The organism is Polaromonas sp. P1_H6 (assembly GCF_056405195.1).
Map to the genome: position 1 here is coordinate 19901 of NZ_JBFUCN010000021.1, position 12448 is coordinate 32348.

The following is a 12448-nucleotide window of genomic DNA, read 5'->3' on the forward strand; positions in this document are numbered from 1 at the left end:
GCGTTTCTCGGCACTTGGAGCGCTTGGCTCAGAGGATGCCACAGCCACAGGCTGAGCGCGCGAGAACTGCATCCGGCGCGGGCGGCTGACATTCGGCGCACATTTTCATCTTGAGATCTGGTGTTGAAAATGACCGGCGGTCAGCCATGGCCTCAGCGCGGTTCCCCGCAAGCCTGCTGCAATGAAGGGTGGGCGCTGCTCATCATGGGATTCGGGGGAATCTGGCTGCGAATCTCGGCGGCTCGCGTGCGGGCCTGTTCTGCTCGTGCCGGGTCTCCGCCGCGTTGCCAGGCGAGTGACGCTTCTTCCAGCAGCCCGGCCACCAGCAGCGGGCTGCGCTTTTGGTAAGCGGGTTCCATTTTCGACAAGGCGGTGATGTAAGACTGGGCGGCCAGTTGAAACTGGCCGGCCTGATAAGCCACGCGTGCAGCCTCACGCACGATGCGGCCTTCTCTGAATTCATCCTTCTCGGGCATGAGGCTGTTTTGTTCACGGGCAATGGTGAGCATCTTGAGTGCCGACCCGTAGTCACGGCAGGTGTAGGCAATGGCCATTCCTGTTTCCCAGGCGACACGCGACCCCCATTCAGGAGACCAGCCAGGATTTTCCTCCAGCGTCTTCCACGCCGCCACAAACTGCTGGCGTGCCCCGGCATAGTCCATGGCATCAAACCGCTTGCGTCCGGTCATGAACTCTATTTCAGAGACTTTCCACGCCGGCTGGCTTGCCTGCGCAATGCTTTTCTCAGCGCCCACCAACAATGCTGCAGTTGCAAGCACGAGAGCCAGATACTTTTTCATGTGGAGGACCTTGAAAGAACGCATTGGCGGATGATAGCTGGCTGTAGCCTGACGGCAGCCAAGACATAATCAATTGAGCGGCCCGGCCAGGGCGCCATATCCATCAGGAGATGCCGATGGCATTCGTCAGTGAAAGAGAAGTGTCTGAGGACGACATCGTGAAGTTCAAGCTGCGTGAAATCAGCAAAGAGCCGGATGCAAAATTTTTTATGTGGACGATAGACCGGGAGCGTGACGTCTATATCCGGCCCACGGGCTATGACTGGCAGGAACCAACGCGCCAGTATTACAGCTGCTACTGGAAAGGCCGGGTCATCGACCTCGACGTACTGTTCGTTAGCGACGAGGGGAATCCAGGCGATGTGCTGCGTCAAACCTGGAGGGTGATGTCTCTGGATGGCTCTGGACGGGTCTGGCTTCCTGCGGATTTGGAGCCACTGCGAGGCGAGATAACTTCAGACCTGAAAGACGCGTTCGCGGCTCGAATCGAACATGACTACGGAAACCGCCACACGAGCTACGAATTTACCCTTCACTTCTAATGCCGAAGCAGACGGCCAAAGATCGGCGGTGACCCGGATTTCGCATGCGAAACTAATTGGAAGTTGAAGGCGCTGCAGGCGTTTTCTGCTGCGCCACGGTCTTTCCGGGCCGCACTTGCGGCCTGGCCTGCGGGCGGCAAGTGCCAAACAAGGCCATTAACCGGCCACCAGCCTGCACGGCGCCAGACAGGCATAATCCTTGATCCCTTCGCCGCGCGCGCAGGTGTATCCCCTCACTTCGTGAGCCTTTCAACATGCCGTGCAGCTCCCTGCCTGCGGTCCAGGACACAGCCACCTTCGCATGACTGATCACTACACCGCCCTCGGGCTGGACAGCGCGGCAACGCTGGCCGATGTCAAAAAAGCCTTTCGCCAGAAGGCCTCCTTCTGGCACCCGGACAAAAATGCCGACCCCGAGGCGCCCGGGCGTTTCAGGGCAGTGCAGCAGGCCTATGAGGTGCTGTCGGATGCGGACAAGCGCCAGGCCTATGACGACAACCGCCGCCGCAACCTGCTCGACAGCCCGATAGACACGGCGCGTGCCATCTGGACCGATTATTTCAACCCGCTGCTGTGACCCCGGCTGACCCAAAGAAGAACACCCCATGAAAAACCCGGCAGCATGAGCGTCTCCCCCTATTTCCTCGACCTGCGCTCGGCCTACCAGTCCGAGATGGATGACCTGCGATTCGACTCCGAGGGGCGCGACGTGTTGCACCAGCGCCTGGCCGGCAAACGCCAGGAGATGGCCTTTCTGGTCCAGATGATGGACACCAGCCCCGAGATGGTGGCGGTGGTGTTTCACCAGGGTTTTGATTTCACGGGAAAAGCCGTGATGGAGCACCTGCTCACCCACGATGTCGATGTCGATGGCTTTCCGGCCTGGGGCAGCCTGGCGGATGGTTTTGTGCTGGCGCCCTGGGCCCAGGACCTGGCGCACATCGTTCTGCAGGCGCCCGGCGGGGAGAAATTCCTGACGCTGACGGCGGGGCTGGAATACATGGCGGGCCTGCCGGTGGCCGCGTCCATGGTGAGTGCCGAAGAAGACGACGAAGACAGTGATGAGAACGGCGACGGCGCCCCGGTGATGTTTGAGGGCGATGACGAGCGTGAGCAAAGCGGCGATGCCCGGGCGCGCCACGAGGCAGGTTCCGACTGGCTGGTCCAGCAGGGCTTTGACGCCAAAGACTGATCAAAGACTGATGCAAGCAAGCATGAACTGGAAGGTAAAGCCCTGATGACAACGCATCTCGCCCTGATAGCAAAAACCCAAAGCCTGATTGCGGCCGGCGACATCGTCGGCGCCGAGGCTGCGCTGGTCGGGCTGGCCGACGCCGAAGGTGATGCAGCGCTGATGGTGGTGCTGGAGCAGTTGCCGCCCAAGGACGTCCTGGCCGTCATTCGCGAATACGACAACTCCCGGGCGTCGGTGGTCGGCCTGTTGGTCACGCCCGCGCAGTTTGCCCGCGCCGTGGTGATTGAAAAGCTCTACAAGGACTTGACCCGCACGCACCTGCGCGGCATGGTCAATGCGGTGATCTTCCGGGAGGACGCGGACCCGGTGGAATTTCTTACCGCGATCGGCGACCTGGACGGCGGCAGCGAAGCGCTCGCCGATTATTTTTCCGACCAGTGGAGCCGTGTCGAGGGCTTTGCGCGCAGCGGCGGCTTTGAGGCGGCCGACGAGTACGGCAAGATGCTGTCCCAGTCCGCCCTGCTGGCCTCGGCCTACGAAAGACCGCGTGTCCAGCAGGAGGAGGTCGCCGACCAGGACTGGATGCAGCTCGCCTGGATACTGCGTTACGAACTGCCGGACCTGTTCATTGAAATGCTGATGGTGCTGCGCGCCAAGGGCAGTGCCCACAAAGCGGCTTCCGATGAAGAGGACGAGAACGACGACGATGAGCAGGACGACGGCAAGGTGGAGACCGGCGACACCGACCGCGGCAAGGCCACACCGACGGCGCGCGAGTCCGACGAGGAATCGGCGATCTGAACTTGCAAACGCCCATGTCTTCGCCTTCCACCATCTCGCTCTACGATGCGCGTCCTTTTTTCGAGAAGGCGCTGCAGTACGGCGTGCAGCACGGCGTCATCGGCGCCGAAAAAATCGAAGCCATGCGGGTCGAAGGCCCCAAGGGCATGGTGCAGATCGCGCGTTATTTCGGCAATGAGTTTCTGCGTCCGGACCTTGAAAAAGCCCGCGATCGCATGGTGAACCTGATCAGCCTGTACCTCGAAAATTCCTGCCACGGCGACCTCCGGCAGGCGGCTGAATCGCTGCGCGATTTCTCGCTGCTGTCGCGTTCCAAGGGCGGATCGGACATGCTCAAGGCCCTGATCGCCATGCCGCAAAACAGCCACTTCGGCATGAATGAAGGCGGCGGCTTCACCGACGCGCACATTCCGCTGCTGGCCAAATGGTCGCTGCGCAACCTGGCCGACTACCAGGCCGAACTTGCCCGGCGCAGCCAGGTGGCGCAGGTGATCGATGCGGCCGTCTGGCTTGCCGGCGAGCTGGGCATGGACGCCGCCGAACTCGAAGACGCGGGCAAGGATGCCGAAGCGGTGATTCGCACCGCCTTGCTGGTGCCGGCGACGGGCCGTACCGAGATGCCCGACTGGGTCGCGTTCGAGAAGATGATCACAGCCTTGCGCAAAAAGCACGGGGCTGCTCCGGCGGCGCTGCCCCTCATCGTCCCGAAAAAGCTGCCTGCCCATCTGCGGGATGTGGTGGAGGCGGTGCGGCAGTCCGTGATGGCCGACGCGCCAAAAATACTCGATACGGCCTTGCCGCCGCGCCAGCTGTTTGACCGCAGCCCGGCCTTCATGGGCCGGTATTTTTGGGTCGAAGACGGCCTGAACGAGGTCGATCACCATGACCGCCAGGCATCTGCCGTGTGGAGCAAGGTGACCGGCGGCAATGCGGACGATGGTTCGCTGTTGACCCTGTTCCTGTGCGTGGCCGCCGGTTCCGCACCCAAGACCGTGCTGACCGAGAAAAGCGCCGCGACCCTGCTGCGCAAGATCCGCAAATCAGGTTTCAAGCCCGCGCTGGCCCACCAGTACATCGTGGACCACGCACCGGTGCAGCGCCAGGACGCCTACGCCAGCTTGTGGGATGACTTTGTGGAAGAGGCGCAGGCCACGCTGCAAAGCGATGCGGTTCATGCGCTCCACGACGCGCTGGCCTTGCTGCGGCGGGAATGCCATGTGCAATAGGCGGTTTCTGCCTGCGGTGGCGGCAACGCGGGCCAGGGCCTGAATCTCGGCCAGGTATCAAGCTTGATCTGCCGCCCTTTCCCGGCTTCCGCCAAAAAAGACAAGCAGCAATGAAAGCACCGGAAGCAGGAAAAGGTTGAGATACCCGGGAATCCAAGAAGTGAAGCCCGTATTGGTGGGAATGAAGGCCGACAGCAGGAACAGCGGCGCAAAAAAATCGGACTGGACACGCGCCGCAAACAGCAGGAAGGTGAAGATGTTCACCAGGTGCAACAGCGCGAGCAGAACGATGGGGATGGCAAGGCCTCTGGGAAGCTTTCCGCCGGAGAACAAGCAGTAGGCCGCCCCGAAACAAAGAACCGCCATCGCGATGTTCAATGCGGCCGGAACGGTGCGCCCGGTGTGAGCTATCCACTGAACGCCGCCTATGGCCGACCCCAAAAAGAAGAAGGCCGCGAGCCAGCCCAGGCCTGCCGCGGTCCACGTCATTGCGCGTATATGTTTCATCTGATCTCCCGTGTTAGCCGGAACCATACCGCACCCGGCGCGCAAGGCCTCAGGATATTTTCATCCCATGCGCGCATGCGGCGGATCGTCAGTGCTCAAGCCTCAACATAAAAATAGCGGTCCGCATTCTCGCAAAGATGCCTGACCAGCTGCGGAATTCGCTCCCAGTCCTCCTTGTAGGGGTTGTTGTCTTCTGCCTCGTAGGCCGCCTCGATGCGCTCGTAGTCCAGCGGTGTCTGTGTGTACTGCGCCAGCATGCGCTCCAGCGCCATGGCTTCCTCGGGCATGCCCGCCTCGGCATAGGCTTTCGCCGCAGCCTGGACCAGTTCCGCCCCCGAGTTGTCCGTACCCGTCTTGAACCCTTCGCCGGCGCGGCTCGTTTCCCACTGGAAGATCGCGTAGACCATCCGGTATCCGGGTGGCAGCTGGTTGAGAAGGTGGTCGGGGTTTTCAATGTCAAGCTCAAGCGCGAGCTGGTACATGCCTTCCTCCGGCGTTCCCTCGCTGTCCGATTGCCAGAACGGGGAAACATCGGAGCCGGCGGAACTGGAGGCCTCGTTCACCATCTCGAGGACCAGGGGCGGGATGATGCGTGTCATGTGTGGGCCTTGACGTTGAAGCCGTTTATGCGCCCAGCATCCTGCTGAAGGAGCCGAACCGGTAGAAGGCAAAGCCGGCCATCAAAAGCAGAAACAGCATGAAGACGATGAAGGTTTTCCTGTTCTCGCGGCGGGCACGCTGCAAGGCGTCGGTACTCGAGGCCTGCCACTCGCCGGCCTGGTCCATCGCCAGCAGATTCCGGCCCGCGGCCTCGACGTTCATGGCCTTGATGTCGGCGATGAGCGTGTTCTGCTCTTTCAGCAGGTCACGGATCTCGGATAGCAGGGCTGTCTGGTTGTTGTCCATTTGTTCTTCTCCTTTTTGAGGCCTAGGCCGGCAATATTAGCCGGTGTTCTTGCCACCGGCCGGACACCCGATTAAGCTCGACACCCGCCGCGAAAGCATACGACATAGGCGACCCCCTACAAAGGCGTCAGCCGCATCCGACAGACCGGGCTTGCGCCGTGAGTACGATGGACCTGCTTTGACGGTGATAACAACCTGCATTCCCAACCCTTCAGGAGACACACAATGGCCAGCAAAAAAGTCAGCAAGAACACCATCTGCCTCTGGTACGAGCGCGACGCGCTGGAGGCCGCGAAGTTCTATGCCAAAACATTTCCCGACAGCAAGGTCGGGGACATATTCCACGCGCCGGGCGACTACCCCGACGGCAAGCAGGGCGACGTGCTGACGGTCGAGTTCACCGTCGCCGGCATCCCCTGCATCGGGATCAACGGCGGCCCGGCTTTCAAGCAGAGCGAGGCCTTCTCTTTCCAGATCGCGACCGATGACCAGGCCGAAACCGACCGCCTGTGGAACGCGGTCGTCGGCAACGGCGGCGAGGAAAGCGCGTGCGGCTGGTGCAAGGACAAGTGGGGCCTGTCATGGCAGATCACCCCGCGCGCTCTCACCGATGCGATCGCCGACCCTGATCGCAAGGCCGCCAAGCGTGCCTTCGACGCGATGATGAAGATGAAGAAAATCGACATCGCCAAGATAGAGGCCGCACGGCGGGGCTGACGTCCGTCTTCGGGGTGGATGGCACGCGTCCCGCGGCACGGCTGCTCTTGCCGGGCCGCTTACCTTGCCCTTGCTGTTTTCGCTGCAATATCGCCTGGCGAAACTGGACGGGACCTCGGGACCTCGTCCTACACCCTTGGTCACCCAGCCTCCTAGCATGAATAAACCAGCAATGAAAAGCCATCGCCGTGGCTTGCTTGCAATGCACGGTTGGAGGCGATTCATTCAAGGGAAGAAGGCGTGGATGGCGTGATACAGCGGCATTTATGGCTCTTCAGACTTTCATCCACTTTCTGAAGGAGAACGACATGATTGGAATCAAACAAAGCATACTTTGCGCGGCGCTATTCGCCGGCCTGGCAGGCTGCAGCGGCATGTCGACGCAGGACAGGAACACCGTCATCGGCGCCGGTGTCGGCGGTGTGGCCGGCTCGGCTTTGAGCGGCGGCAGTGCCTTGGGTACTGTCGGCGGCGCCGCGGTCGGCGGTGTGATCGGCCACGAGGTCAGCAAGCCGAAACGCTAAGCCTTAGCCCGGAAGCCGGGTTCGTTCGCGCATGGAGCGCCAGGCAGGCGCTTCATGTGTACGAACCCGGATGCTTTATGCGCACCGACACCCTGGCCCATGAAGGCCTGACACTCGGCCTGATCGCGGCCGGCGATCCCGCCAGGCCCGCCATCGTGCTTTTGCACGGCTGGCCCCATTCCAAGGACCTCTACGCCCCGGTGATCGACACGCTCGCCACCGGGCATTTCGTGCTCGCCTTCGATTTACCCGGCATCGGTGATTCGCGCGGCGCCCCAGCTTCCGCGGAGAAGACTGTATTGGCCGACATTCTGATCGGCGCGGCGGAACGCGCTGGTGCGCGCTCACCTGTCATGGCCGGCCTCGATGTGGGCGGCATGATCGCCTATGCGGCCGCGCGTGACCACGGCGAGCGCATCGCAGGGGCCGTGGTGATGAACACCGTGATCCCCGGCATCGACCCCTGGGACAGGATCCTGGCTGATCCCCGCATCTGGCACTTCGCCTTCCATGCCCTGCCTGAGCTGCCCGAGCTTCTGGTCACGGGCCACCAGCGCGCCTACTTTGATTTTTTCACCGACTTCCTGGCCGGCAAAAAAGAGGCCGTGACGGAGGCGCATAGAGCCGCCTTCGCGCAAGCCTATGAGCGCCCCGAGGCGCTCAAGGCAGGCTTTGACTGGTACCGCGCCCTGCAGGCCGACGCCCGGCACAACAGCCGGCACAAAAACATCGAAACGCCGATGCTCTACCTGCGCGGCGACGCCGACGGCCGTTCGCCCGACGACTACCTCCCCGCCCTGAAAGCCGCGGGCGCGAAGCGCCTCAAGGGTGAGGTGCTGGCGGGCAGCGGCGAGTTCGCGCCGCTGGAGGTGCCCAAGGCGTTCACGCGGGCGCTGGCCGCCTTCGCGAAAGAATGCCAGGCCGGCTGATCCGGCCGCGCCGCTTCAGGCTCAGGCCGCTTGCGGCAGGTAGCTGGGCCGCGCCGCCGTCATCCCTTGCTTGACATGCTGCGTCACCTCATCGGCCAGCACTTCATCGGCGCCGGCTTCCAGCCCGTCCAGCGCGCGCTTGACGATGTCTTCGGGGCTGGACTTGGGCACTTCGAAGCCGCGCGTGAGGTCGGTGTCGACATAGGCCATGTGCAAGCCCAGCACCTGGGTTTTCTGGGGCGCGAGTTCGCTGCGCAGGGCATTGGTCAGCGACCAGGCCGCCGACTTGCTGGCCGAGTAGGCCGCGAGTTCGCCGCCGTTGACCCACGAGGCCACCGACAGCACATTGAGCAGCGCGCCGCCGCCGTTGCCTTTGAGTACGGGCGCGAAGGCCTTGCTCATGCGCAGCACGGCGAAGAAGTTGGTTTCAAAAATCCGCCGCGCGATGTCCTCGCTGTCGGCCGCCAGGAAGCCGCCCGGCTGGGCAATGCCGGCGTTGTTGATCACCAGGGTCACGTCCGATGCCAGCGCCGCGGCAGCCGCCACGTCTTCCGGCTTGTTGACGTCAAGGCGCAGGGCCTGCACACCGGGCAGGGTGACGGTGGCCGGGTCGCGCGCCGCCGCATAGACCTTGCGGGCACCGCGTGCCAGCAGCTCGCGCGCGAAGGCCAGGCCTATGCCGCGATTGGCGCCGGTGACGAGAACAACGGAATCTTTGATCTTCATAAACATCTCCAAAAAAAAGTGCGAAAAAAAATCGGCTGCCGGTTTCCACCCGAACCGGCACGAACAAAACTCAACGAACCTTGATCACGACCTTGCCTTTGGCGCGTCCCTGGCCAAGGTAGGCAAGCGCTTCCTTGGCCTGCTCGAAGGGAAACACCTTGTCGATCACCGGGTGGATGCGCTCCGCCTTGAGCAGTTCGCCGATGTGGGCGAGCTGGGCGCCATCGGGGTGCGCAAAAAGAAATGAGTAATTGACGTCCTGCTTTTTCGCGAGGCCCATGATCTTGCGGCTCATCATCGCGAACACAAAGGTCAGGAAGAAGTTCAGCCCCCGCGCGCGGGCGAATGCCGCGTCCAGCGGCCCGACCAGGGAGACCATGCTGGCCCCCGGCTTGAGGATGGCGACGGCTTTCTCCATCGCATCACCCCTGACGGTGCCCAGCACCGCGTCGTAGCCGTGCAGCACCTTCTCGAATTCCTGTTTTTTGTAGTCGACGATCTCGTCCGCGCCCAGGCCGCGCACCAGTTCGACGTTGCCTGTGCTGGTGGTCGTTCCGACCTTGGCGCCCAGGTGCTTGGCCAGCTGGATCGCGAAGGTGCCGATGCCGCCGGAGCCCGCCGGGATAAACACCTTCTGCCCGGGCCTGAGCTTCACCCGCTCTTTCAGCGCCTGCCACGAGGTCAGCCCCACCATCGGGATCGATGCCGCCTGCACAAAGTCCAGATTGGCCGGCTTCAGCGCGGCGGCGTTTTCCGGCACCACCGCGAACTCGGCAATCGCGCCCGTGCCGATGTCGAAGATGCTCGCAAACACTGCATCACCGGGCTTGAAGCGGGTCACGCGGCTACCGACCTCCGTCACCACACCGGCCAGGTCGCTGCCCATCACAGCAGGAAGCTGCAACTTCACCACCGCCTTGAAAAGCCCGGTCGGGATCATGTTGTCGATCGGGTTCACCGCCGCGGCATGGACCTGGACCAGCAGTTCGTCGGGCTTCAGCGTCGGGCGCGGAACCTCGGCGAAGCCGATATCGGGAGTTTTGCCGTAGCGTTTGAAGGTCAGTGCTTTCATGTTGTTTTCCTTGTTCCCGGTGTGCCCGGGTTGTGTTGAGCTTGTGTTGAATCAGGGCCTGGACTACTTGCTGAGCGCTGCGGCGCGGGGCAGTGACAGCCCCGGCATGTCGAGTTGCAGGTTCTTGCGGATCCCGGCATCCACCAGGCCGGCGGGCGCCAGGCGGCGCAGCCATTGCAGGCTGCCCGCGCGGGCGCCGGCCGTGTAGCGCAGCTTGGGGTTGGCCGCGAGCGCGGCCTTGAGCACGGTGTCGGCCACGATGGCGGGCTTGTCGCCGGCCTCGACGAGCTCCTTCATCTTGTGTGTCACGGCCGCGCGGACCTCGCGGTAGGCCTCGAGTTTTTCATCGGGCTCCAGCAGGTTGGCGTCGAACTGCGTGTTCGTGTTCGCGGGCTCTATCACCGAAACGCGGATGCCGGCGGTGCGCAGCTCATGGTCCAGCGATTCCGAATAACCCTCCACCGCGTGTTTGGTCGCGGCATACAGCGCCATGTAGGGCATGGGCAGGAAACCAAACACCGAGCCCATGTTGATGATGCGGCCGCTGCCCTGGCGCCGCATGTGCGGCAGCACGGCACGGGTCATGCGCACCAGGCCAAAGAAGTTGGTGTCAAAGATCGCCTGGGCCTGCGCCATCGAACTCTCTTCCGCACCCGCCGCGGCGACACCAAAGCCCGCGTTGTTGACCAGCAGGTCGATGCGGCCTTCAAGCTGGATCAGCTTCCGCACCGCGGCCTCCACCGACGCGTCCTGGGTCACATCCAGCGGCAGCATCTCAAAAGCTTGCCCGCCTGCCTGGCCGCCACGCCGGCTGGTGCCGTAGACCTTGTAGCCTGCCGCGGCCAGCCGCTGCGCGGTCGCTTCGCCTATGCCGGAGGAGGCGCCTGTCACCAGGGCAATCTTGTTGTGTGTGTTCATGGTGCGGGTCTTTCGGTGAAAAGTGAATTTGGCATGATGACTGTCATATATGAGGGCGAAGAAAAAAGCAGGCGTGGCTCGACAAAACGGGATTCAGTGGGAGACCGGGACCAGCTGCTGCAGCGCGGCTTCGCAAAAGCTGTCCGCCAGCGCGGGCTCGTCGACCACGCGCGCCACCAGCAAGGTGCCGACCATGGTGGCCACCGTCGCCAGCGCGCGCTCATGGGCGCCGGGCTGGCCCCACTCAGGCGACTGGCGGGCGACAAAATCCACCATTTCCTTGACGTGCCGGGTGATCGCGCGGCGCACTTCAGGCACCTGGCGCGGTGTCTCCGAACCCAGCGCGGCCAAGGGGCAGCCCAGCTCGACCTGCTCCCGGTGCTCCGGCGAGAGGTAGGCGCGCAGCATGGCCGCCATGGCCTGTTCAGGCGGCGAGCCGGCCGCAACGCCCGCTATCACGGCGGCAGACTCGGTGCAGGCCCGGGTCGCGGCTTCGGCCAGCATGGCCTCGCGCGAAGCGAAGTGCGCGTAAAACGCGCCATGCGTCAGGCCGGCCTCTTTCATGATGTCGGCCACGCCGGTGCCGTCGTAACCGCTGCGCCGTATCGCCCGCGCGGCCACCGACACGATGCGTTCGTGGGAGGCCTCTTTGGCGGCGGAGCGGGCGTTGATTTTGGGTGGCTTTGCGTTTCGCATGACGCGCATCATACGTTATTTGGGCGAAACGTGCGCCGCGAAGGTTTTGGGCCGGTTCGTGATGGTTTTTATCTGCGCAAATCTGCGAAATCTGTGGATACAGATTCATCCGCAGATTTCGCAGATTTACGCAGATTGAAGAGACGAGATTTGCACTCCAGGCTGTCGGGACCGCTCAAGATCGCCTGGTAGCCAAATAATCGTTTTTGGACAAAAACGCGCTTAAATAATCAAAATTGTGCATCCCGAAGTCACTAAAGCCCAGCGGAGTTCATTTCTAATCATTTTTGGACATGTTCAGCAGCCGCATGATGAACGACCAGCCGTGAATCAGATGTCCTGCGGAGCCAATGCCAGAACCAGCCAGGGCACCCCAAAGCGATCCACCAGCTGGCCGAAGCGCGCGGCCCAGGGCATCCGCGTCAGCGGCGCCTTGACCTCGCCGCCTTCGGCCAGCGCATCAAAGACGCGCGTGGCCTCCGCGACGCTTTGGGCATGCAGGGAGATGTTGAAGCCGCGCATGGGCTCAAACTCGTCGGGCGGCACGTCGTTGCCCAGCAGCGCCCAGTCGCCCATCTGGAGTTCGGCGAAGCGTATGTGTTCAGGCGCCGAGGGTTTGGAGCCCGGCGGAAGCGGGACGTCCGGGCTGTCGCCCAAGGCGTTCATCACGGTGATCTTGCCCCTGAGCACTTTTTCATAAAGCTCAAAGGCCTGGCGGCAGTTGCCGTCAAAGGCCAGTTGCGGCACGAGTTTCATTGCAAGTCCTCCTTGGCCGGCGGTGGGTACGCAAAGGTGTGTATGGCCGGCGAGTTGCTTATTCCAAGCTAGGCCTGTGAGGACTGAGCGCCAGCTCCTGGTTTCAGCTTTGGGCGTAGGACTTGGCTGACTG

Annotated in this window: 17 protein-coding genes; 8 read left to right on the top strand and 9 right to left on the bottom strand. The window is 62.7% G+C overall.

The window, feature by feature from the left end; translation table 11 throughout:
* Positions 1-152: 152 nt before the first annotated feature.
* Positions 153-800, bottom strand: coding sequence for a hypothetical protein (locus AC1D1F_RS17965; protein ID WP_477678929.1), 648 nt, complete (start codon positions 798-800; stop codon positions 153-155).
* Between the two features lie 116 nt (positions 801-916).
* On the opposite strand from AC1D1F_RS17965, the gene AC1D1F_RS17970 reads away from it, so the two are divergent.
* The 5 genes from AC1D1F_RS17970 to AC1D1F_RS17990 all read left to right on the top strand — a co-directional run bounded on the left by AC1D1F_RS17970 (position 917) and on the right by AC1D1F_RS17990 (position 4564).
* Entirely contained in the window at positions 917-1342 is a 426-nt protein-coding gene (locus tag AC1D1F_RS17970; RefSeq protein WP_477678928.1) for a hypothetical protein, read from the top strand.
* Positions 1343-1643: 301 nt separating this feature from the next.
* Entirely contained in the window at positions 1644-1919 is a 276-nt protein-coding gene (locus AC1D1F_RS17975; protein WP_477652591.1) for a DnaJ domain-containing protein, read from the top strand.
* 45 nt (positions 1920-1964) lie between these two features.
* Positions 1965-2534 carry a hypothetical protein gene (locus tag AC1D1F_RS17980; protein WP_477678927.1) on the top strand — a complete coding sequence of 190 codons (570 nt, stop codon included), beginning with the start codon at positions 1965-1967 and terminating at the stop codon, positions 2532-2534.
* Between the two features lie 45 nt (positions 2535-2579).
* A complete protein-coding gene (locus tag AC1D1F_RS17985) occupies positions 2580-3338 on the top strand; it encodes a hypothetical protein (RefSeq protein ID WP_477696377.1) in 759 nt (252 codons plus the stop codon).
* Between the two features lie 14 nt (positions 3339-3352).
* Positions 3353-4564, top strand: coding sequence for a hypothetical protein (locus AC1D1F_RS17990; RefSeq protein ID WP_477696378.1), 1212 nt, complete (start codon positions 3353-3355; stop codon positions 4562-4564).
* A gap of 57 nt (positions 4565-4621) precedes the next feature.
* On the opposite strand, the gene AC1D1F_RS17995 is transcribed toward AC1D1F_RS17990, so the two are convergent.
* From AC1D1F_RS17995 to AC1D1F_RS18005, 3 genes are all read right to left on the bottom strand, one after another.
* A complete protein-coding gene (locus AC1D1F_RS17995) occupies positions 4622-5071 on the bottom strand; it encodes a hypothetical protein (protein ID WP_477676987.1) in 450 nt (149 codons plus the stop codon).
* Between the two features lie 95 nt (positions 5072-5166).
* On the bottom strand, positions 5167-5670 hold the full coding sequence (locus AC1D1F_RS18000) for a DMP19 family protein (protein ID WP_477676988.1): 504 nt from the start codon (positions 5668-5670) through the stop codon (positions 5167-5169).
* A gap of 25 nt (positions 5671-5695) precedes the next feature.
* The gene (locus tag AC1D1F_RS18005) at positions 5696-5977 is read right to left on the bottom strand and encodes a hypothetical protein (protein ID WP_477676989.1); all 282 of its coding nucleotides are present in this window, start codon (positions 5975-5977) and stop codon (positions 5696-5698) included.
* Between the two features lie 225 nt (positions 5978-6202).
* On the opposite strand from AC1D1F_RS18005, the gene AC1D1F_RS18010 reads away from it, so the two are divergent.
* The 3 genes from AC1D1F_RS18010 (at position 6203) to AC1D1F_RS18020 (ending at position 8147) form a co-directional block, all read left to right on the top strand.
* Positions 6203-6694, top strand: coding sequence for a VOC family protein (locus tag AC1D1F_RS18010; protein ID WP_477676990.1), 492 nt, complete (start codon positions 6203-6205; stop codon positions 6692-6694).
* Between the two features lie 308 nt (positions 6695-7002).
* Positions 7003-7218 (top strand): glycine zipper 2TM domain-containing protein, encoded by a 216-nt coding sequence (locus tag AC1D1F_RS18015; protein ID WP_477652606.1) that lies wholly within the window; start codon positions 7003-7005, stop codon positions 7216-7218.
* 77 nt (positions 7219-7295) lie between these two features.
* Entirely contained in the window at positions 7296-8147 is an 852-nt protein-coding gene (locus tag AC1D1F_RS18020; RefSeq protein ID WP_477696379.1) for an alpha/beta fold hydrolase, read from the top strand.
* 21 nt (positions 8148-8168) lie between these two features.
* Here AC1D1F_RS18020 and AC1D1F_RS18025 read toward each other — a convergent pair whose 3' ends face one another.
* From AC1D1F_RS18025 to AC1D1F_RS18045, 5 genes are all read right to left on the bottom strand, one after another.
* On the bottom strand, positions 8169-8873 hold the full coding sequence (locus AC1D1F_RS18025; protein WP_477676992.1) for an SDR family oxidoreductase: 705 nt from the start codon (positions 8871-8873) through the stop codon (positions 8169-8171).
* A gap of 70 nt (positions 8874-8943) precedes the next feature.
* Positions 8944-9945, bottom strand: a complete 1002-nt coding sequence (locus AC1D1F_RS18030) for an NADP-dependent oxidoreductase (RefSeq protein WP_477696380.1) — start codon at positions 9943-9945, stop codon at positions 8944-8946.
* 63 nt (positions 9946-10008) lie between these two features.
* Positions 10009-10863, bottom strand: a complete 855-nt coding sequence (locus tag AC1D1F_RS18035) for an oxidoreductase (RefSeq protein WP_477676994.1) — start codon at positions 10861-10863, stop codon at positions 10009-10011.
* A 93-nt stretch (positions 10864-10956) separates the two neighbouring features.
* Positions 10957-11571, bottom strand: a complete 615-nt coding sequence (locus tag AC1D1F_RS18040) for a TetR/AcrR family transcriptional regulator (RefSeq protein ID WP_477676995.1) — start codon at positions 11569-11571, stop codon at positions 10957-10959.
* 318 nt (positions 11572-11889) lie between these two features.
* Entirely contained in the window at positions 11890-12315 is a 426-nt protein-coding gene (locus tag AC1D1F_RS18045) for a VOC family protein (protein ID WP_477676996.1), read from the bottom strand.
* Positions 12316-12448: the final 133 nt, after the last annotated feature.